20 protein-coding genes are annotated in these 20,915 nt (G+C 68.1%); 14 read left to right on the top strand and 6 right to left on the bottom strand.

The genetic code is table 11. The annotated features are described in order from the left end of the window. The first annotated feature begins 6 nt into the window (after window positions 1-6). The 6 genes from lysA (at window position 7) to DMH03_RS12460 (ending at window position 7,808) form a co-directional block, all read left to right on the top strand. A complete protein-coding gene (gene lysA / locus DMH03_RS12435) occupies window positions 7-1,440 on the top strand; it encodes a diaminopimelate decarboxylase (protein WP_125792151.1) in 1,434 nt (477 codons plus the stop codon). Window positions 1,441-1,443: 3 nt separating this feature from the next. Then, window positions 1,444-2,754, top strand: coding sequence for a homoserine dehydrogenase (locus tag DMH03_RS12440; protein WP_125792152.1), 1,311 nt, complete (start codon window positions 1,444-1,446; stop codon window positions 2,752-2,754). After that, entirely contained in the window at window positions 2,751-3,812 is a 1,062-nt protein-coding gene (thrC, locus tag DMH03_RS12445) for a threonine synthase (protein WP_125792153.1), read from the top strand. The genes DMH03_RS12440 and thrC overlap by 4 nt, the downstream gene beginning before the upstream one ends. Next, on the top strand, window positions 3,809-4,690 hold the full coding sequence (thrB, locus tag DMH03_RS12450) for a homoserine kinase (protein ID WP_125792154.1): 882 nt from the start codon (window positions 3,809-3,811) through the stop codon (window positions 4,688-4,690). Before thrC ends, thrB begins: the two co-directional genes overlap by 4 nt. A gap of 440 nt (window positions 4,691-5,130) precedes the next feature. Further along, window positions 5,131-7,179 (top strand): transcription termination factor Rho, encoded by a 2,049-nt coding sequence (rho, locus tag DMH03_RS12455; RefSeq protein WP_125792155.1) that lies wholly within the window; start codon window positions 5,131-5,133, stop codon window positions 7,177-7,179. 95 nt (window positions 7,180-7,274) lie between these two features. Further along, window positions 7,275-7,808 carry an AAA family ATPase gene (locus DMH03_RS12460; protein WP_125792156.1) on the top strand — a complete coding sequence of 178 codons (534 nt, stop codon included), beginning with the start codon at window positions 7,275-7,277 and terminating at the stop codon, window positions 7,806-7,808. A 64-nt stretch (window positions 7,809-7,872) separates the two neighbouring features. On the opposite strand, the gene DMH03_RS12465 is transcribed toward DMH03_RS12460, so the two are convergent. Next, window positions 7,873-8,418: a CHAP domain-containing protein gene (locus DMH03_RS12465; RefSeq protein ID WP_125792157.1), complete on the bottom strand. Its 546-nt coding sequence runs from the start codon at window positions 8,416-8,418 to the stop codon at window positions 7,873-7,875. A gap of 222 nt (window positions 8,419-8,640) precedes the next feature. On the opposite strand from DMH03_RS12465, the gene rpmE reads away from it, so the two are divergent. Both rpmE and prfA read left to right on the top strand, forming a co-directional pair. Continuing rightward, window positions 8,641-8,868, top strand: a complete 228-nt coding sequence (rpmE, locus tag DMH03_RS12470) for a 50S ribosomal protein L31 (protein WP_007028345.1) — start codon at window positions 8,641-8,643, stop codon at window positions 8,866-8,868. 80 nt (window positions 8,869-8,948) lie between these two features. Next, the gene (prfA, locus tag DMH03_RS12475) at window positions 8,949-10,019 is read left to right on the top strand and encodes a peptide chain release factor 1 (RefSeq protein WP_125792158.1); all 1,071 of its coding nucleotides are present in this window, start codon (window positions 8,949-8,951) and stop codon (window positions 10,017-10,019) included. Window positions 10,020-10,028: 9 nt separating this feature from the next. Here prfA and DMH03_RS12480 read toward each other — a convergent pair whose 3' ends face one another. From DMH03_RS12480 to DMH03_RS12500, 5 genes are all read right to left on the bottom strand, one after another. Beyond that, window positions 10,029-10,955 carry a hypothetical protein gene (locus tag DMH03_RS12480; protein WP_125792159.1) on the bottom strand — a complete coding sequence of 309 codons (927 nt, stop codon included), beginning with the start codon at window positions 10,953-10,955 and terminating at the stop codon, window positions 10,029-10,031. A gap of 48 nt (window positions 10,956-11,003) precedes the next feature. Beyond that, the gene (locus DMH03_RS12485) at window positions 11,004-11,741 is read right to left on the bottom strand and encodes a hypothetical protein (RefSeq protein ID WP_125792160.1); all 738 of its coding nucleotides are present in this window, start codon (window positions 11,739-11,741) and stop codon (window positions 11,004-11,006) included. A 133-nt stretch (window positions 11,742-11,874) separates the two neighbouring features. Beyond that, window positions 11,875-12,243: a hypothetical protein gene (locus DMH03_RS12490; protein ID WP_125792161.1), complete on the bottom strand. Its 369-nt coding sequence runs from the start codon at window positions 12,241-12,243 to the stop codon at window positions 11,875-11,877. A gap of 316 nt (window positions 12,244-12,559) precedes the next feature. Continuing rightward, entirely contained in the window at window positions 12,560-13,993 is a 1,434-nt protein-coding gene (locus tag DMH03_RS12495; RefSeq protein WP_125792162.1) for a hypothetical protein, read from the bottom strand. Window positions 13,994-14,024: 31 nt separating this feature from the next. Continuing rightward, window positions 14,025-14,810, bottom strand: a complete 786-nt coding sequence (locus tag DMH03_RS12500) for an alpha/beta fold hydrolase (protein WP_125792163.1) — start codon at window positions 14,808-14,810, stop codon at window positions 14,025-14,027. A 59-nt stretch (window positions 14,811-14,869) separates the two neighbouring features. Between DMH03_RS12500 and DMH03_RS12505 the strand changes: the two genes are divergently transcribed. The 6 genes from DMH03_RS12505 to DMH03_RS12530 all read left to right on the top strand — a co-directional run bounded on the left by DMH03_RS12505 (window position 14,870) and on the right by DMH03_RS12530 (window position 20,881). Then, a complete protein-coding gene (locus tag DMH03_RS12505; protein ID WP_125792164.1) occupies window positions 14,870-15,220 on the top strand; it encodes a MerR family transcriptional regulator in 351 nt (116 codons plus the stop codon). A gap of 7 nt (window positions 15,221-15,227) precedes the next feature. Then, a complete protein-coding gene (locus DMH03_RS12510; protein WP_125792165.1) occupies window positions 15,228-15,776 on the top strand; it encodes an HD family hydrolase in 549 nt (182 codons plus the stop codon). Between the two features lie 84 nt (window positions 15,777-15,860). After that, window positions 15,861-16,727: a peptide chain release factor N(5)-glutamine methyltransferase gene (prmC, locus tag DMH03_RS12515; protein WP_125792166.1), complete on the top strand. Its 867-nt coding sequence runs from the start codon at window positions 15,861-15,863 to the stop codon at window positions 16,725-16,727. A 177-nt stretch (window positions 16,728-16,904) separates the two neighbouring features. Then, complete coding sequence (locus DMH03_RS12520; protein ID WP_125792167.1) at window positions 16,905-18,890, top strand: M6 family metalloprotease domain-containing protein; 1,986 nt, start codon at window positions 16,905-16,907, stop codon at window positions 18,888-18,890. 116 nt (window positions 18,891-19,006) lie between these two features. Continuing rightward, window positions 19,007-19,657 (top strand): L-threonylcarbamoyladenylate synthase, encoded by a 651-nt coding sequence (locus tag DMH03_RS12525; RefSeq protein WP_125792168.1) that lies wholly within the window; start codon window positions 19,007-19,009, stop codon window positions 19,655-19,657. A 72-nt stretch (window positions 19,658-19,729) separates the two neighbouring features. Continuing rightward, window positions 19,730-20,881 carry a glycosyltransferase family 4 protein gene (locus DMH03_RS12530; RefSeq protein WP_125792169.1) on the top strand — a complete coding sequence of 384 codons (1,152 nt, stop codon included), beginning with the start codon at window positions 19,730-19,732 and terminating at the stop codon, window positions 20,879-20,881. Window positions 20,882-20,915: the final 34 nt, after the last annotated feature.

The raw sequence follows: 20,915 nt of genomic DNA on the forward strand, positions 1-20,915 counted from the left end.
CCCAGAATGGCTCACCCCGCGGGCCCCCGCCACGCCGACGTCTACCCCCACGCCGACGCCTCCGGTTTCCCGCCGTCGAGTCCGGAAGAACTCGACCGGCTGTACCCGAAAGTCTGGCCCCGTAACACCTTCCGCGGTGGAGACGGTGTCGTGCGCATCGCGGGCGTCGACGTCCGCGAACTCGCCGAGAAGTACGGCACGCCGCTGTTCGTGGTCGACGAGGCCGACTTCAAATCCCGCTGCGCCGACTACGCCGAGGCGTTCGACGACCCGGCGCTCGTGCACTACGCGTCCAAGGCGTTCCTCTCCATCGAGATCGCCCGCTGGGTGGCCGAGCAGGGGCTGAGCCTGGACGTCTGCAGCGGCGGCGAACTCGCCGTCGCGCAGCGCGCGAACTTCCCGGCGGAGCGGATCACCTTCCACGGCAACAACAAGTCGCTGCCCGAGCTGGAAGCCGCTGTCGAAGCAGGCGTCGGCACGGTCGTGGTGGACTCCTACTACGAGATCGCGCGGCTGGCCGATGTCGCCGCCCGGAACGACGTCGTGCAGAACGTGCTGATCCGGGTCACCGTCGGCGTCGAGGCGCACACCCACGAATTCATCGCGACCGCGCACGAGGACCAGAAGTTCGGTTTCTCGCTGGCCTCCGGTGACGCGGCCGAGGCCGTGCGCCGGGTGCTCAACGCGCCGTCGCTCAAGCTGATCGGCCTGCACAGCCACATCGGTTCGCAGATCTTCGACGCCGACGGTTTCGAGGTCGCCGCCCGCCGCGTGGTCGGCCTGCTGGCCGAACTCGCCAAGGAGCACGGCACCGATCTGCTCGACCAGCTGGCCATCGTCGACCTCGGCGGCGGTTTCGGTATCGCCTACACCGACAAGGACAACCCGCCCCCGCCCGCGCAGATGATCACGCAGATCCGCGAGATCGTCCGCAAGGAATGCGAGTACGCGGGCCTTCCGGTGCCGAAGATCGCCGGCGAGCCTGGCCGCGCGATCGCCGGTCCCGGCACGATCACGCTGTACGAGGTCGGCACCATCAAGGACGTCTCGCTCGGCGACAAGGCCGCCCGGCGGTACGTCAGCGTCGACGGCGGGATGAGCGACAACATCCGCACCGCGCTCTACGACGCGGTGTACGACTGCCGTCTCGTTTCCCGCTCGGCCGACGACGACGGTGACGGCCAGGCCGCCGCCGCGTTGTCCCGGGTCGTGGGAAAACACTGTGAGTCCGGCGACATCGTCGTCCGGGACTGCTGGCTCCCCGACACTCTTGCTCCCGGCGACCTGCTCGCCGTGGCGGCCACCGGGGCGTATTGCTACTCGATGGCCAGCGGCTACAACCGGCAGCCGCGGCCCGCGGTGGTGGCCGTGCGCAACGGCAGCGCCCGCGTGCTGCTGCGGCGGGAGACGACGGACGACATGCTGCGCCTGGAGGTCTAGCAAGTGTCTACTGTGGACGGACGCGTGATCAGGGTCGCCCTGCTCGGCTGCGGCACGGTCGGTGGTGAGGTGGTCCGGCTGCTCACCGAGCAGGCCGATGAGCTCGCCGCCAGGGCGGGCGCCAGGGTGGAACTGGCCGGGATCGCGGTGCGGCGCCCCGACAAGCACCCCGAGCTGCCGCCGGAACTGGTGACCTCCGACGTGACGAAGCTCGTCACCTCCGACGACGTCGACGTGGTCGTCGAACTGGTCGGCGGGATCGAGCCGGTGCGCGAGTGGCTGCTCGACGCGCTCAAAGCCGGGAAATCCGTTGTCACGGCGAACAAAGCGCTGATGGCCGAGCATTCCGCGGAGCTGTTCGAAGCCGCCGACGCGTCCGGCGTGGACCTGTACTTCGAAGCGGCCGTGGCCGGGGCGATCCCGTTGCTGCGCCCGCTGCGCGAATCGATGGCGGGCGACCGCATCACCCGCGTGATGGGCATCGTCAACGGCACCACCAACTTCATCCTCTCCGCGATGGACCAGACCGGGGCGGGCTACGCGGAAACGCTGGAAGAGGCCAGCAGGCTCGGATACGCCGAGGCGGATCCGACGGCCGACGTCGACGGCTACGACGCCGCGTCCAAGGCCGCGATCCTCGCCTCGCTCGCGTTCCACACCCGGGTGACGGCCTCCGAGGTGCACCGTGAAGGCATCGCCGACGTCACCGCGTCGGACCTCGCCGCGGCGAAGGTGCTGGGCCGCACGGTGAAACTGCTCGCCATCTGCGAGCGCGTCACCGCCGACGACGGCACCGAATCCGTTTCGGCGCGCGTGCATCCGGTGATGATCCCGCGCAACCACCAGCTCGCCGGGGTCGGCGGCGCGTACAACGCCGTCTACGTCGAGGCCGACGCCGCCGGTGAGCTCATGTTCTACGGTCAGGGCGCCGGTGGCGCGCCGACCGCGAGTGCCGTGCTCGGCGACCTCGTCGCGGTGGCTCGAAACCGGGTCGTCGGCGGCCGTGGCCCGCGCGAATCCGCGCACGCCGCGCTCCCGGTCAGGCCGATGGGCCAGACGCCGACGCGGTACCACGTCAGTCTCGACGTGGCCGATCGAGCGGGCGTCCTCGCCCAGGTGGCCCAGGCGTTCGCCGGGCACGGCGTCAGCATCGCCGCGGTGCGGCAGCGCGACGCCAACGACACGGCCAGCCTGGTCGTGGTCACCCACCTGGCGCCGGACGCGGCACTGCGGTCCACTGTGGACGACATTGCCGAGCTCGATGTGGTGAACCAGGTCGTCAGTGTGATGCGTGTGGAAGGCGAAGACCAGTGATTCCCCAACCATGGCCAGGAATCATCCAGGCTTATCCCGACCGGATCCCGGTCCCCTCCGGCGCGAAGGTGATCACGCTCGGCGAGGGCAACACCCCGTTGCTGCCCGCCCAGCACCTTTCCGGACTCACCGGATGCGAGGTCTACCTCAAGGTCGAGGGCGTGAACCCGACCGGTTCGTTCAAGGACCGCGGGATGACCGTGGCCATCACGCACGCGCTCGCCAGCGGGCTCCAGGCGGTCATCTGCGCCTCCACCGGCAACACCTCGGCGTCGGCCGCGGCGTACGCGGCCCGCGCCGGGCTCACCTGCGCGGTCCTCGTCCCGCAGGGCAAGATCGCGATGGGCAAACTGGCCCAGGCCGTGCAGCACGGCGCGCGGATCCTGCAGGTGGACGGCAACTTCGACGACTGCCTCGAACTCGCGCAGAAGACCGCGATCGACTACCCGGTGACCTTGGTCAACTCGGTCAACCCGGTGCGCATCGCAGGCCAGAAGTCGGCCGCGTTCGAGATCTGCGACGTGCTCGGCCGGGCGCCGGACATCCACTGCCTCCCGGTCGGGAACGCGGGCAACATCACCGCGTACTGGGCCGGATATTCCGAGTACGCGGGCGACGGTGTGGTGAAGAACACCCCGCGGATGTTCGGTTTCCAGGCGGCCGGTGCCGCGCCGCTGGTGCACGGCGAACCGGTGGCCGATCCGGACACCATCGCGACCGCGATCCGCATCGGCAGCCCCGCGTCCTGGGACGGCGCGATGAAGGCGAAGAACGCTTCCGCCGGGCTGTTCGAGGCGATCACCGACGAGAAGATCCTCGAGGCGTACCGGCTGCTGGCCCGCAAGGAAGGCGTGTTCGTCGAGCCCGCTTCGGCGACCAGCGTCGCGGGCTTGCTCGCCACGGCCGCGGATGGGCGCCTGCCGAAGGGTTCGACGGTTGTGTGCACCGTCACCGGACACGGTTTGAAGGACCCCGCCACCGCGTTGGAGGGCAACGTCGAGGTCGAGCCGCTCGCCGTCGACCCGACCGCCGTCGCCGCCGCGCTGGACCTGCGATGACGTTGATCGAGGTCAAGGTCCCGGCGTCGTCCGCGAACCTGGGCCCTGGCTTCGACACCCTCGGTCTGGCGTTGGCGTTGTACGACCGGGTCGAGCTCCGGATCACCGACGCGGGGCTCAAGATCGAGGTGACCGACGTCGGCGCGGGCGGCGTGGAAGACGTCCCGACCGACGAATCGCACCTGGTCGTCCGCGCTTTCCGGCGTGCTTGCGAGCACCTGGGTCTCAAGCCCCCTGGCCTGCATCTGCGGTGTTTCAACGCCATTCCGCACGCCAGGGGCCTCGGCTCGTCCGCGGCCGCCGTGGTGACGGGCGTCGCAGCGGCGTACGCGCTGGCGGAGAAGGCTTTGGACGACGACGCGCTGCAACTGGCCGCCGGGTTCGAGGGACACGCGGACAACGCCGCCGCGAGCCTGCTGGGCGGCTTCGTGGTCGCCTGGAACGAGGGTGAGCGGTTCCGTGCCGAGCGGCTCCAGCCGCATCACGACATCCGGCCCGTGGTCGCCATCCCGGCGCTGCGGTCCTCCACGGACGCGACGCGCGGACTGCTTCCCGCGCAGGTCCCGCACGCCGACGCGGCGTTCACGGCGGGCCGTGCGGCGCTCGCGGTCCACGCGCTCACCGCGCGGCCCGACCTGTTGCTCTCCGCGACCGAAGACCGGCTCCACCAGCATTACCGGGCGCCGGCGTATCCGGCGAGCAGCGAACTGGTGCGCGCCCTGCGAGCCGAAGGGGTGGCCGCGGCCATCTCCGGAGCCGGTCCGACCGTGCTCGCGCTGACCACCGGCGGAATACTCCCGGCAGGCGTCGACGTTACGTCTTTCGAAGTCACCGAGCTGCCGATCGATCCGGGCGGCGTCCAGGTTGCGGCCCAGTAAAGCCTCGGTCACAGGCAGGCGCCTCGCCCCGCCACGCGGGGGGTGGTTGTTGCACCGGGCCGTGGCGCGGTCTACCCTCGGGGGCGTTCGATCACCGTGCGTTTCCGCACCCGGTGCCGGTCCAGGTGACCAGTGTCATCCTTGGCCCGCATCCTTCGTTGATCCGCCAGTACCGCACACCGTTTGGCAAGCGGGAGTGGCGGATGGACGCAGGCGGGTTCCCGGTTTCGGCGGTGCCGAATTCCGCTTCCTCCGTTTGGAGGACGCAAATCCCTGTGCTGGAGGCCTTTTCTTGGTCCTGTTGGAGCAGCTCCGCTGTGTTCGACACGGCTGAGGAGTTGATCGCCCGTATCGGGGGCCAATTACGCCGTTTCGCAATCGGACGCGAACGGCGGTCCGCTGATCCACCTGGAGGCGTGGATCGGTCAGGAAGGACATTTGTGAGCAACACCGATCTTTTGAGCGACGTCGAAGGTGGCGCCGCCGAGTCGAACGGCGCCGTCGCTCCCAAGCGCACGGTCGGCGGATTGACCGGCAAGACCGTCGCCGAACTGCGCTCGATCGCTGGGGACCTCGGCATCGGCGAGACGACGGGTATGCGCAAGGGCGATCTGATCGCGGCCATCCGCGAGCGCCAGGGCAAGACCAAGCGCAAGACCCCCGCCGCGGCGAGCGAAACGCTTCCGCTCGAGGGGATCGACGCACCGCGCAAGGCTCCCAAGGCCGAAGCGCCCAAGACGGAGGCCCCGAAGCAGGAGGCCCCGAAGGCCGAAGCACCGAAGGCGGAAACCGCCCCGGCCGAAGCCCCGCGTGCCGAAAAGGTCGCGGAGAACGGCTCCGTGCCCGCCACCGAGCGGACGGCACAGCAGGAGAACGGCCAGCAGGACGGCCAGTCGTCGCAGGAAGAGGGCGGCCGCAGCCGTCGTCGTCGCGGCTCCAACCGCGCCGCGGGATCGCCCGAGCAGGGTGGCCAGCAGCGTGAGCGTGGCGAGCAGCGTGACCGCGGTGAGCAGCGCGAGGGTGGCCAGCAGCGTGATCGCGGTGAGCAGCGCGATCGCGGCGACCGGGGTGACCGGGGTGACCGCAACGAGCGTGGCGACCGTGGTGAGCAGGGCGGCAACCGTCAGGGCAACCGCGGCCAGGACCGCGACAACCGCGGCCAGGACCGCCAGCGCAACCAGCAGAGCGGCGGCCAGGACAACAGCCAGCGTCAGGGCCAGGGCCCGCAGGGTGACGACGACGAGGAAGGCGGCCGTCGCGGCCGTCGCTTCCGCGACCGTCGCCGCCGGGGTTCCGGCGGTGGCCGTGAACAGGGCGGTTCGCCCGACACCGAGATCCGCGAGGACGACGTCCTGCTGCCCGTCGCGGGCATCCTGGACGTGCTCGACAACTACGCGTTCGTGCGTACCTCGGGCTACCTCGCCGGGCCGAACGACGTGTACGTCTCGCTTTCGCTGGTCCGCAAGTACGGCCTGCGGCGCGGTGACGCCATCACCGGTGTCGTGCGCCAGCCGCGTGACGGCGAGCAGCAGCGGCAGAAGTTCAACCCGCTGGTGCGCGTCGACTCGATCAACGGCCTGGAGCCGGACGAGGCCAAGCGCCGTCCCGAGTTCACCAAGCTGACCCCGCTGTACCCGAACGAGCGACTGCGTCTCGAAACCGAGCCGCACAAGCTCACCACCCGCGTCATCGACCTGGTGATGCCGGTCGGCAAGGGACAGCGTGCACTGATCGTCTCGCCGCCGAAGGCCGGTAAGACGACGATCATGCAGGACATCGCGAACGCGATCTCGACGAACAACCCCGAGTGCCACCTGATGGTCGTGCTCGTGGACGAACGTCCGGAAGAGGTCACGGACATGCAGCGGTCGGTGAAGGGTGAGGTCATCGCCTCCACCTTCGACCGCCCGCCGTCCGACCACACCTCGGTCGCGGAGCTCGCCATCGAGCGGGCGAAGCGGCTGGTCGAGATGGGCCACGACGTCGTCGTGCTGCTCGACTCGATCACGCGTCTGGGCCGTGCCTACAACCTGGCGGCCCCCGCGTCCGGCCGGATCCTCTCCGGTGGTGTCGACTCGACGGCGCTGTTCCCGCCGAAGCGGTTCCTCGGCGCGGCGCGCAACATCGAGAACGGCGGTTCGCTGACGATCTTCGCCACGACGATGGTCGAAACCGGATCCACCGGTGACACGGTCATCTTCGAAGAGTTCAAGGGCACCGCGAACGCGGACCTCAAGCTCGACCGGAAGATCGCCGAGCGGCGCGTCTTCCCCGCGGTGGACATCAACCCGTCCGGTACCCGCAAGGAAGATCTGCTGCTTTCGCCGGACGAGCTCGCGGTCACCCACAAGCTGCACCGCGTTCTGCACGCGCTGGACTCGCAGCAGGCCATCGACCTGCTGATCTCGCGACTGCGCAAGACGAAGACCAACATCGAGTTCCTCATGCAGGTCTCGAAGACGGCCCTCGGCTCGAACGACGACGACTGATCCTTCGGTCGCCTTCGGCACTGCAATGAAGGGGCCTTTCATAGCAAATTTTGCTAATGAAAGGCCCCTTCATTGCATCCAGGGGGGAGGCCGTTGTGGGTTCGGTGCCGGGACGGATCGTCGTCTACGGGGTCACCGGTTCGGGTAAGTCGACGCTGGCGCGAAAGCTGGCCGACCGGGCAGGGCTGCCGTGCCATTCGGTCGACGACGACCTCGCCTGGCAGCCGGGCTGGGTCCCCGTCCCCGACGACGAGCAGCGACGCCGGATCAGCGCGCTGGTCGCGGGGGACCGCTGGATCATCGACGGGATGTTCGCCAAATGGCGCGATATCGCGTTGCCCCGCGCCGAACTGATCGTGGCGCTGGACTATCCGCGCCGGGTTTCGCTGAGCCGTCTGGTGCGCCGGACCGTGGTGCGCTGCGTCACGCGGCGCCGGATCTGCAACGGCAACGTCGAAACGCTGCGGAGCATGCTCTCCGGCGATTCGATCATCGTCTGGCACTTCCGGTCTTTCGCCCGCAAACGGCGCACGATCCGCGCTTGGGTCTCGGACCCCGACGTGCCGGTGGTGCGGTTGACCTCGCCGCGCGCGACGGAGCGCTGGCTGGAGTCGATCGACGTTCCGTGAAGGCCTCCTTGAGGGACCCAGAGTCCCTCAAGGAGGCCTTCACGGACCACGAGACCCGAGGGGCTCAGCGGTGCGGGACGGCGGCAGGGGTCCAGCCGCGGTAGTTGTTGAAGTAGTGCACGCTCGACGCGTGGCCGATCTTGCCGCCGATGCTGGAGGCGTAGATCCCGCCGGAGCCGTCGGCGATGCCGACGTGACCCCACTGGCTGATGTTCCAGTACACGAAGGAGCCCTTCGGCGGCGTCCCGGTCGTGTGCTTCGGGCTCGCGCCGTTCCAGTGCGCGTTGGCCGAGGCCCAGACGCCCGTGGTCCCGTACGCGTTCTCGACGGCCTTCTCGCAGAGGCCCTGGTACGCGGTGGAGCCGATGCGGTTCTTGAACCACTGGACGGCGCCGGCGGGAGTACCGTCGCCGGCGCCCTGGATGGCCAGGTCACCGTCGGACACCGTGGTGAACGTTCCCGCGGCCGGGTTGATGTCGGCGGCGGTGATGGTGGCGCCCGCTTCGGGGGCGGCCGGGGCTGCCCCGGCGACCGGAGCCAGGGCGAGGGCCGCGATGGCCAGCGCGGCGACGGACGCCGGCTTCGCCACCTTGGCGAGAATGCTGCGCATGATCAGTACCTCCTGTTGAGGAATTACCAACAGTGAGGAGAATCTCGTGATCAAGTACAAATTTCGTACAACCGGGCGTGATAGTTGATAACTCAACGTGTTGGAATACCCCGGAGGAGGGGTGCGTTGAGTCCACTGCCAGCGCATCTGGCAAAATCATCCGCTGAAGTCCGGCACCGGTTCACCCCGCACGGGGACCCGGGGCCAACGAGAGAGGACACCATGAAGAGCGGTATTCACCCCGAGTACGTTGTCACGCACGTCAACTGTGACTGCGGCAACGAATTCACCACCCGCAGCACCAAGACCTCCGGCAACCTCCACGTCGAGATCTGCTCGAACTGCCACCCGTTCTACACCGGCAAGCAGAAGCTCATGGACACCGGCGGCCGCGTCGCGCGCTTCGAGGCTCGCTACGGCAAGCGCAAGAAGGCCGAAGACGCCAAGTAGCTTGAACGACGGCGCCTACCCGCATGTCCGGGTAGGCGCCGTTTTTCATGGTTCTGTCCAGGTCGTTGAGAGGTGGAGTGGTGGATTCGAGTTCGCTGAGGGGTCTGCTCGAAGAGCACGCCCAGCTGGAAGAGCAGCTGGCCGATCCGTCCGTGCACGCCGACCAGGCGCGCGCCCGCAAACTCGGCCGCCGGTACGCCGAGCTGAGCCCCGTCGTCAAGACGGTCCGCGAGCTCGACTCCGCGCGCGACGACCTCGAGACGGCGAAGGAACTGGTGTCGGAAGACTCGACCTTCGCGGCCGAGGCCGAGGAGATCTCCGCGAAGATCCCCGTGCTCGAGGCCAAACTCACCGAACTGCTCCTGCCGCGCGACCCGTACGACGGCTCCGACGTGGTCATGGAGATCAAATCGGGTGAAGGCGGCGAGGAGTCGGCGCTGTTCGCCGGCGACCTGCTGCGCATGTACCTGCGCTACGCCGAGCGTCACGGCTGGAAGGCCGAGGTGCTCGACTCGGTCGACTCGGACCTCGGCGGCTTCAAGGACGTCACCGTGTCCATCAAGAGCCGCTCGGCCACCGTCGACGGTGTCTGGGCGCGGCTGAAGTTCGAAGGCGGGGTGCACCGCGTGCAGCGCGTGCCCGCCACCGAATCGCAGGGACGCATCCACACCTCCGCGTCCGGCGTGCTCATCTACCCCGAACCCGAGGACGTCGAGGTCGAGATCGACCCGAACGACCTGCGCATCGACGTCTACCGCTCGTCCGGCCCCGGCGGCCAGAGCGTGAACACGACCGACTCGGCCGTGCGCATCACGCACCTCCCGACCGGCGTGGTCGTCTCGTGCCAGAACGAGAAGTCGCAGATCCAGAACCGCGCCCGCGCCCTGCAGGTGCTGCAGGCCCGCCTCCAGGCGATCGCCGAGGAGGAGGCCGCCGCGAAGGCGTCGGACGCGCGCCGCTCGCAGATCCGCACCGTCGACCGCTCCGAGCGGGTCCGCACCTACAACTTCGCCGAGAACCGCATCGCCGACCACCGGGTGAACTACAAGGCGTACAACCTGGACCAGGTCCTCGACGGCGACCTCGACGGCGTGCTCGACGCGCTCATCACCGCGGACCGCGAAGAGCGACTGGCCGAACACGCCGGCTGACCCCACGGGTCAGAGCCACGACCTCGGTGCCGGTCCGTTGTCGAAACGGCCTTCATTGAGCAGTGTTTGCAGGTATTCGTCCATATAGGACGAGCGGTAGGTCCCGTCCACCAGGCCGACGGCCTCCGCTTCGGCCTCTCCGAGGAGACGGAAAGGTCCTTCCAAAGGACCCGCACCACCATGCTCACCGAACCGATGCCCCGAGGCGGTCACCGCGTTCCAGTAGAGATCGGGTGGATCAGGGAACAACTCGAGCAGGTCCGGATGGTTCCCGACGATCTTCCAAGTCCCGTCCCTGATCAGTCGAGTACCTGTGTGAATCGGGATGTGCCGGGCGCGATGGCGGCGCAAGTCGCCCACCTCTGGTCGCGAGAAGACACCTTCCAACAGCCCGATGGCGAGGCCCATCCTGTCGTTGCCGAGCACAACCGCCAAGTGGTATCCCTGCGGCTCCGCGGCGATCGCGATGACGTCGCCGTTCTTCGACCGGAAACTCTTCTTGGCTTTCGGCATCGTCAGCGCATGGATGTTCTCGGCGGTGATATCGGCAAAGGCACGTCCGCTTGCCTGAAGAACCCGGAGGACACTGTTCGCGAGATCCTCGGTTGACATCGTCGGGGTACCACCGGCCGTGTGCTGGTCCATGAGAAGCGTCAGGAACGCACCGGCCTCGGCGAAGGTGTTGTCGTTGAGTGAAGCCACCCTGTCGGAAGGTTCGGCTTTGTACCACCGACCGTTCGTCCTCTTCGCCCTCATCAGCAAGGGGACAGGAGCATCAGGTAGGACATCCTCGTCCGGCTGAATCGAGAAGCTCATTATTTCGAGGAATTCACCGAGTGTCGGTTCTTCGTCGATCTCCTCTGTGAATGCCTCGAAGACGTAGTCCAACGCTTCCAGGGCGCTTCGCAGATCTTGCGGGGTGAGTGACGGGTTCACGATCGGCTCCGGTGGTTCGATGCTCCAGTGAACGGGATACACAGCGTGCTAGCCGGGTTCGGTGTAGAACGGGTCGTCCTCCAGCCCGGTATGGATGGCCCGGACGGACATGCTCACCTGCGAGAGCCTGTCGGCCACCTCGCTCGTGACCCGGCTGAGCGCCTCTTCGCCGCTTTCTCCGGCTTGAGCCGGAAAAGCCGACAGCAGCACCGCCTCGCAAGGGCCCGCGTCCGTGCTGATCCGGACCAGCGAGGCCGACAGGTCGGTCGCGGGACGGCCGCACAGATCCACCGCCGAACGCAGGTCGCCGGTGGGGACGTAGAGATGCACCCGCGAAATGACATCGGTTTCGGCACGCGGGGAGAAATCGTGCCGGGGGACGTACGCGGGTTCACGCGGATCGGTGCCGCCGACGGCCGCCATCAGCGAATAGAGCGTGTAGCCGTCGGCTTGGGTGTCGTAGGCGTCGTAGCTTCCGTATTGGCCGGTCTCCGGCGTGCCGTGAATTTCGAAGAATTCCGCATTCAGGCCGAAGTGAAAGAGCGCCGGTACCGCGGCCCGGTGCAGCGTCTCGGCGAGTTCCTCACCGTCCGCCGGAGGCGTGCGATAACCGACGGAGACCGAGTAGCCCTTCCGGCCGCCTTCGGGGTCCGCACGGCAGATCTCCAGCTCGGTGGCCTCGAACTCGCTGATGAGACGCTCGCCCAACGTGGCGGCATCGGTGAAATCCTCGGTCTCGATATTCGCGGATATCCGCGTGACGACTTCCGTTTCCCGGAGATCCATGACTGTTCGGCGGGCCCTTCGGCGACAACAGATGCGTCTCAGTCTACGTGTCGCCCACGTCGCATGCTGTTGCGGGCTGCCGGGAACCGAACTTATTCGGCTCCCGGTGCGTCAGAGAGTCCTCGGCGAGCAATCAATCACTGCCGTGTAGCTGATTCGCGATGGACTCGTGGAAAAGCAACTCTTTTTCCGACCCTTGTCGGGAATTTCTTGTTATTCGAACCCGTGACGCCACCACGAACCCCTCTGCATTGGGGCTGCTCAGTTCGAACAGTAGGTCTGGCGATTTGAGTGCTTCGGGATATGGACCATGACTCTCCACTACTTTCAGGGAGAAGGGCGCCCGGTAGAAACGACTGACCTCCAGTCGGTCGACATTCTCGAAATACACCCGTATCACCTCGTCGTCACCGCTTGCACTCTGCAGCACCAGCTGAGAATGACTGACAGTGTACTGCCAAAGCTGAAAGGCCTTATCGCTGTGCCAAATCGAGTTGTTCATCGACTCATTTCAATGGGTTGTATGGCAACGACTTTCCGTCTCTGGGGATATAGCTCCCAGGTGGTCGATAGGGGCCCCTGTTTTAAGTGAGAATTCGAAGAGTGCCGCTTCGTTCCTGCTTGTCTTATCGAGGCCGAGTGCGATGTCGTCGCAGCCAGAGTTGTGGACCAAGGCGGTTGCGCCAACCGTGAGATCGTGGACACGGGTGGCGGCGCACAGCACCACCGTGCCGGGCAGGCGGATCGGCACAGCAAATTCGCCGGCCGCGGCGGCACGGGGCAGTACAGGCAGGACAACCTCGACGCGATTCAGAGGATCAGCCGGAGATGGACGCCTTCTCCGGTTCGCGTTCTTCGACGACCGGCGCCTCTTCCTTGCGCCGCGGCAGGAACGAAAGCGCGGCGAAGGCGGCGGCGAGCAGGGTCGGGTAGATCGTCAGCTGCTGGTGCTTGACGTTCTCGATGCCTTCCGCGAGGCCGGAGACCAGGATCTGGCCCATCGCGAAGAGCAGGAACATGAGCACGACGATGCCGACGTCGCGGCGTCCGGTGCGGTTGCGGAAGGCGCGGAGGCCCGCCCAGCCGATGAGCAGCCAGATCGGCAGGAGAGCGAACAGCCCCAGCGGGGCGAGCCAGCCGGTGATCCCGGACAGCACCGGGACGCGGTACTCCTTGGCGAGCGGCGGCTGCCCGGCGTGTTCGCCGAAGCTGCCGAGGTTCGGCACCCGCGCGGTCAGCGTCTCCTGCGCCGACCGGTGCAGCATCTGGACCACGCGCCCCGGGTGATCGAGGTAGTACTGGGCCACGTTGCGGCGGCTGATCTTGTCGCGGTACTGGGCGTACTCGGGGTCGCGCCAGGCGGCGTTCGCGCTCCACCAGCCTGTGCCGATGTACTTCGCGAACTCGGGCGGGAGGCCCAGTGCGGCGAGGTCGGCGGTGGTGTCGTGCTTTCCGTCCACGATTCCGTTGAACACGACGTGGTACATGTTGGCCTCGCGGTATTCCGCGTTGGCCGAGTCGCCCGCGCCCTGCACCAGCGCGGTCCCCGTGCCGACGACGGCGAGGACGGCCAACGGCAGGGCCCACCGGGCGAGGCCGCGGGTGCCCGCCGGGCGGACGAACAGCAGCGCGAGCGCGAACAGCGGGATCAGCAGCAGCGTCTGCGACTTCGCGTTGATGCCGATCATCGCGCCGAGGACGGTGACCGCGGCGCCGGTGTAGCGCCACGGTCCGGTGCGGTGCATGAGCAGCAGCCCGCCGGCGAGCAGGAGCATCCCGACGAAGGCGGCGCCCTCGCTGAGCACCGAGGCGAAGTACCCGAAGAAGGCCGAGTCCGCGGCGACCAGCAGCAGCGCGGCCGTGGCGATGACGCTGTTCCGGACCGAGAGGCGCAGGCCGACGACGATCGCGGCGATCCCGCCCGCGACCAGCAGACAGCCCAGCACGCCCAGTACCAGCAGGTTCAGGATCGCGGACGAGCCGAGCAGCTGCCCGATCTCGCTGGCGATCTTGTCGATCCAGCTCTGGCTGGAGATGTACTCGCTGTTGCAGGCCGGGGCGGGACCGTAGGAGAAGCGGACGAAGTATTCCGAAGGCCTGTCGAGCTCGCGGGCGCCGAGCCGGCACAGGATGCGCCAGCCGTCGCCGTTGTCCGCCATGCCGATCGGACGCGGTACCAGGAAACGGACGAGCAGCACCCCGAGCGCAGCGAAGAACACGCCAAGGGTCAGTCGGATTTCCCGGATCTTCACCCGCGTCACCTTAGAAGATTCCGCAGGGTGATCAGCTCGTACCCTCGCTAAAACCGGCGGAGAGGAACTTCTGGATCACGCCGAGCCATTCGTCGCGGGCTTCCACCCCGATCCCGTGCCCGGCCTCGATCTCGACCAGTTCGGCGCCGGGGATCCCGGCCGCGAGTTCGCGGGAATGGGCGGGCGGGGCGAGGCCGTCCAGTGTCGTGGCGATGACGAGGGTGGGGACCGAGATCCCGGCGAGTTCGGCCCGGGTGTCGACGCCGGCGACGAGGCCGACGTGCTCAGGGCTGCCTTCCGGGATGAAGCCGGCGAGTCCCTCGATGGCGGCTTCGAGCTCAGACGGCGACAGCGCGTTCAGGTGCTTCTCGCCGGTGGCGGCGAAGGTGAGGAACTTCGCCAGCAGCTTCCGGTCGCCGTCCAGCAGTTCGCGCCAGATGTCGACGGCCAGCAGGAGCCGGTTGTCCGGTTTCGTGAACCCGGCGGTCAGGATGAGACCGGTGACCCGATCGGGGTGCCGGGTCGCGGCGCGGACGGCGACTCCGGTGCCGAGGGAGTAGCCGAGGATCGTGAAGCGGTCGAGCCCGGCGTCGACGGCGATGGAGACCAGTTCGTCCGCGACGGTGTCGAGATCCAGCGGTTCGGTGCTGCGCGGAGTGAGGCCGGAGCCGGGGTAGTCGGGACCGACGACGGTGTGGGTGTGGGCGAGGTCGTCGATGATGCCGCCGAAGTTGCCCTCGACGCTGCCGCCACCGCCGTGGGCGAGCAGGAGACCGGGGCCGGAACCGCGGACGACATGCGCGAAATGATTCGTCATGCCGGCGACGTTAGGTACTGACATCGATGTGAAGGTCAACCACGGATGACGGGGGTCACATGCTGATCGGCGAGCTGTCCCGGCGGACCGGCGTCAGTCACCGGCTGCTGCGCTACTACGAGGAGCAGGGGCTGCTGGTCTCGCGACGCGACTTCAACGGCTACCGCACCTTCGACGACGACGCGGTCACCACGGTGCGGCAGATCCGCGCGTTGCTCTCGGCGGGGCTGAGCACGCAGGTCATCGCGAAGGTGCTGCCGTGCGCGAACGGCGAACTGCCGGAACTCGACCTGTGCCCCACGGTCGTGACGGAGATCCGGCGCGAACTGGCCGAAATGGACGACCGCATCGACACACTCCGGCGGCGTCGCGGGACACTGGCCGGATATCTCACCGTCGTCAACGTGTAGGAGAACTGTGGAAGCCCTGGCCAGATTCGGGTTCGAACTGGGTGTGCTCAAGCGGATCCGGCGGGCCGGGTGGTGGCAGGCCGGGGTCCGCGATCCCGAATCGGTGGCCGAGCACACCACCCGGGTCGCGCAGCTGGCCGGACTCCTGGCGGCCGAGGGCGGCGCCGACCCGGCCCGGGCGGCGTATCTCGCGCTCTGGCACGACACGCAGGAGACGCGGACCGGCGATCTTCCGCACACGATCAAGGGTTTCGTCGAGAAGCCGGATCCGCGGGCGATCACCGCCGCGCAGACGTCGGCGCTCCCCGGCGCCGCGCGTGACTCGGTGCGCGACGCCGTCGACGAGTACGAAGCCGCAGAAAGCCCTGAAGCGCTGTACGCACGCGACGCGGACAAGCTCGAAATGCTGCTTCAGGCCCTCGAGTACCGCGATGTCGGCGTACGGAACGTCGACGAGTGGATCGCTTCGGCGACGAAGAGCCTCCAGACCGACCTCGCGCGTCGTGTGGCCGAAGCGGCGCTGACGTTGTCGTCGCTCTCGTGGCGGGTGCGCTGAAAGCAATCGATACCCTGAGCCCGCGTGTATCGACCCCGGCACGCGTGCCTCGTGTGTCAGGCTTGACTCTGTGAAGGAACACCAGTGAACCGGCAGCCGTTGCGCCTCGCCATCATGGAAGCGACCCGCATTCTCACCGAGGCCGGTGTGGCGTCACCGCGCTCGGACGCGGAGCTGATCGCCTCCCATGTCCTCGGCGTCGACCGCGGCCGTCTGCCGATGGTGCCGCTGGTGGACCCGCCGGTCATCGACGCGATCGGCCAGCTCGTGAACCAGCGGGCCAAACGGATCCCGCTGCAGTACCTCACCGGCTGGGCCGCGCTCGGCGACATCACGGTCAACGTCGGCGCCGGGGTGTTCGTCCCGCGCCCGGAGACCGAACTGCTCCTGGAATGGGGCCTCAAACTACTGCACGGGCGCGAGTACCCGGTGGTGGTCGATCTGTGCACCGGCTCCGGCGCGCTGGCGCTGGCCGTGCAGCACGCGCGGCCGGACGCCGTCGTCTACGCCGTCGACATCGACGCGCAGGCGCTCGCGTGGGCCAGGCACAACGCCGACGTCCACGCGGACGCGGGGGACACGCCCATCCGGCTGTACTCCGGCGACGTCGCGGACAGCACGATGTTCGCCGAACTCGACGGTCTCGTCGACCTGGTCCTGTGCAACCCCCCGTACGTGCCGGAAGGCACGCCGGTGCCGGCCGAGGTCGCCGAGCACGACCCGCCGCGGGCGGTGTTCGCGGAGGAAAGCGGGCTCGCGGTGATCCGGCACGCGATCGCCGCCGCCGCCCGGCTGCTGCGGCCCACCGGCGGGATGGCGATCGAGCACGACGACACGCACGGCTCCGCCGTCCCGGCACTGGTGCGGGCGCGACGGGTGCTGACCGACGTGCAAGGGCACCTCGACCTCGCCGGACGGGCTCGTTTCGTCACCGCCCTGCGCGTCTCCTGAACCCTTGCATTTCGTCCTCTGAATGCGGTACTTGCACGCGCAAGGACCGCATTCAGAGGACTGAACGCGGGGATAGTTAGCGAGACTCACGACTTCCGGCGGTGCCCAGGGCAAAGCCCACCTCCTAACGTCGGTCTCGGCCGCCTCATCGGCGGTCCGACTGGGAGGTGTACCCCGATGCGATCGTCTCTCCGACGAGCCCCACTCAGAACACTCGCCGTCCTCGCCACCGTCGTGCTACTGCCGGGTCTGGTCGCCCAACCCGCGTCCGCCGCGGTGCCCGTGAAGGGCTGGCCCGCCCCGATCGACGGGTCGACCTGGGAGAACCAGGACCACATGACGTGGGACGACTACCGCAAGCCGCCCGGCACCAACTGGGCCGATCCGGCGCTGAAGCCGACAAAGCGGACATTCAAGGGCGCCGTGGTGCTCGCGGACTACCCGGACCAGGAGTTCGCCGTCACGCAGCCGACGCATTCGACGGTGTTCGGCAACCCCGGACCCGCCGCCAGCAACATCCCCCGCGCGAACGTCGCGAAGTTCTACCAGGACTTCCTGAACAAACCGCAGGCGCTGAACCAGGGCCACACCATCAACGAGTACTGGATGGAGGACTCCGGCGGCAGGATGGGCGTCGAACTGACCGCGTTCGGGCCGTACCGGCTGCCCGGCAAGTCCTTCGAATACGGCATGGAGTTCCAGCCCGACGCGTGCCCGCCCGGCGCGAACTGCAAGCGCGACCTCCGCGCGGACGCGGGCGCCGCCTGGCGGGCGGACGTGGGTGACGTCTCCAAGCAGTTCGACTTCATCTTCTATCTTTCCGCGGGCCAGGACGAGAGCGCGACCTGGCAGGAATTCGGCGTGATGAAGTTCGGCGAGCCGGGGAACGTGCCCGCCGAATTCGGTCCCGGTGTCGAGGGAATGCCGAACGCAGCGTCCACCCGCTATGTCCCGTGGACGTCGTGGAAATCGGCCGCCAGTATCTGGCCGAACGCGGTCACCGGCTCCTCGACCCAGGCGGAAAGCTCGGGTCAGGCGGTTTACGCGCACGAATTGAGCCATATTCTCGGCATCGGCGACAACTACAACAACCCGTTCGGCACTCCGCCGTCCCGGACCTACACCGGTCCGTGGGAGATGATGTCGCGCGGCAGCTTCAACGGTCCCGGCGGACCGCACACGCGCTGGCAGATCCCGGCGACGCAGGGCGGCTCGATGGGTTCGCATCACATGGTGCGCACCAAGATGAAGCTGGACATCATCGATCCCGAAGACGTCCTGAAGATCGACCGGAACCAGCTCGCCGCGAACGGCCCGGTCTCGGCCAGGATCACGGCGCGTTCGGTCCTTCCGGGGAAGGGCGCCTACAGCGGCATCAACATCGCGCTCAACGGCGGGGACCTCTCGCCGAAATGCGATCGTTCGAAGGATCCGTTCTGCGACGGTGGCGGCTACGACAATTACACCGTCGAGGTCGTCGACCGGATGGGCAGCGATTCCTTCGCCCCCGATTCCGGCGTCATCATCGCGAAGACGAAGAACAAGGACAACGCGCCGTTCGAATGGATCGTCGACGCCAATCCGGCCGACATCGGCATGACCGACTACAAGAAGCCCGACGGCACCGCGGTCCCCATCCCCATCGGCGACTACCGCCAGCTCAACGACGCGGCGTTCAAGGCGGGCACCGGTTCGGCGAGCAAGTACGAGTACACCGACGAGGCGAACAAGCTGAAGTTCCTCGTCTCGGACGTCGAGCGCGACCGCAAGGGCGTGCTGTCCTACGTCGTCACGGTGGCCTCGCTCGACGGGGCCGGTTCGCAGGCCAGGGGCGTTTCGCTGTGGCCGTCGGCCCCCGCGTTCGCCAAGCAGGGGCTCGCGAGCTGCTCGTTCCCGGTGCTCAACACCGGCAACGCGAAGGGCGCGGCGGCGCCGTTCAACACCGACACCTACCGCCTGAGCGCGTCCACCAGCGCGAAGGGCTGGGAGGTGCGGCTGCCGAACGAGCTGTCCACCGTCCCGTTCGGCGGGCGGTCTTCGGCGACGGCGCACGCCAAACGGGCCGCGGGCGGTGACCACGTCGCGCACATCAAGCTGACCGCGACGTCGATCGCGGACCCGGCGAAGACGGCGACGTCGTTCTGCACCGCTTTCGCCTTCTGACGGTCGCCTCGGCCGCAATGAAGGGGCCTTTCATAGCAAAATTTGCTATGAAAGGCCCCTTCATTGCACGGGCCGGGCGCCTTCGCGGATCCGGCACAGCGCTAGGCTCAGGCGCCATGAGCGCGGTGTACGACTGCAGCAAGCGTGAATCGCGGGCCGACGGGCTCGCCCTGGCGGCGAGCGCGGTGCGCTCCAGCCGCCTCGTCGTCCTCCCGACCGACACGGTCTACGGCATCGGCGCGGACGCCTTCGACGGCGGCGCCGTCCAGTCCCTCCTGCGGGCGAAGAACCGCGGCCCGGACATGCCGGTCGGCGTCCTGGTCGGCTCCTGGTCCACTGTGGACGGACTCGTGCTCGGCACGCCGCCGCAGGCCCGCGCGCTCATCGAGGCCTTCTGGCCAGGCGACCTCTCCATCGTCCTGCCGCACGCGCCGAGCCTGCAGTGGGATCTCGGCCAGTCACGCGGGACGGTGATGCTGCGGATGCCGCTGCACCCGGTCGCGCTGGAACTGCTGCGTGACGTCGGCCCGATGGCGGTCTCCAGCGCCAACGTGTCCGGCCAGCCGCCCGCCTCCACCGCGCAGGAGGCCGTCGATCAGCTCGGCGACAGCGTCGCGGTGTACCTCGACGGCGGGTCCACCGGGGAGCCCGTTCCGTCCACGATGGTCGATCTCACCGGCGACGACCCGGTCATCCTGCGGGAGGGCGCGGTCAGCCGTGCCGCCGTCGCGGAAGTACTGGGAGTGCCCGCGGAGTCACTCGCCTAGACCGTTGGCCGCCGTATCCCCCCAGCGCGGTAGCGTGTTCGAGTGACTTGGACCTCGGCGGCGTAACGCATCATGCCTCCTACGCAAGGTCTCCCGATCAGGGAGTACATCCTCGTCGCCCTCACCGCGGCGGCCGTGACCTTCCTGCTCACCGGCGTCGTGCGACGGGTCGCGATCCGGATCGGCGCGATCGCCAACCCGCGGGCCCGCGACGTCCACGTCACCCCGATCCCGCGGATGGGTGGCATCGGCATCTTCCTCGGCGTCGCCGCCGCGATGGGGCTCGCGCACCAGTTGCCGGCGCTGAGCCGCGGCTTCGACTTCTCCTTCGACTCGCTGGGCGTCCTGCTCGCGGCCGGGGTGATCTCCCTGATCGGCGCGCTCGACGACCGGTTCGAACTGGACGCCTGGACGAAATTGGCCGGCCAGGTCATGTGCGCCGGGATCCTGGTGATCTTCGGGGTCCAGTGGGTGTCGTTCTGGGTGCCGTGGGGCGGAGGTGGCGAGTCCTTCGGCCAAGTACTGGTGCTGGACAAGAACCAGGGCGCGCTGCTGACCGTCGTGCTGGTGGTCGTCATGGTCAACGCGATGAACTTCGTCGACGGCCTCGACGGGCTAGCCGGCGGTCTCGGCTTCATCGCCGCCGCGGCGACGTGCTCCTTCTCCCTCGGCCTGCTCGATTCCTCGGGCGGTGACGTCGGCGCGTACCCGCCCGCCCTCATCGCCGCCACGCTCGCCGGGGCCTGTCTCGGCTTCCTGCCGTACAACTTCCAGCCCGCGAAGATCTTCATGGGCGACTCGGGTTCGATGATGATCGGCCTCATGCTGGCGGGCGCGACGACGTCCGCCTCGGGCCGGGTGCCGTATCCGCAGTTCAGCGGTAAGGACGCGCTCGCGCTGCTTTCGCCGCTCGTAGTGGTCGCCGCGGTCCTTTTCGTACCGCTGCTGGACCTGATCATGGCGGTCATCCGCCGCACCCGTCGCGGCGAGAGCCCGTTCGCCGCGGACAAGATGCACCTGCACCACCGCCTGCTGGAGATCGGCCATTCCCAGCGCCGCGCGGTACTGCTCATCTACTTGTGGGCGGGCCTGCTCGCGTTCGGCGCGGTTTCGGTGACGTTGTTCGACAGTGCCGCGGTCTTCTGGATCGTCGGCTTCGGTTTCCTGCTGGCGACCCTGGTGTCGATCGTGCCGAGACTGCGGTCGAGGAACCGGACCGCCTGAACGGCACAACTCAGACTGCCTGAACGCCTGTATC

The sequence above is a fragment of the Amycolatopsis sp. WAC 01376 genome, from assembly GCF_003947415.1.
Classification (GTDB): Bacteria; Actinomycetota; Actinomycetes; order Mycobacteriales; family Pseudonocardiaceae; genus Amycolatopsis.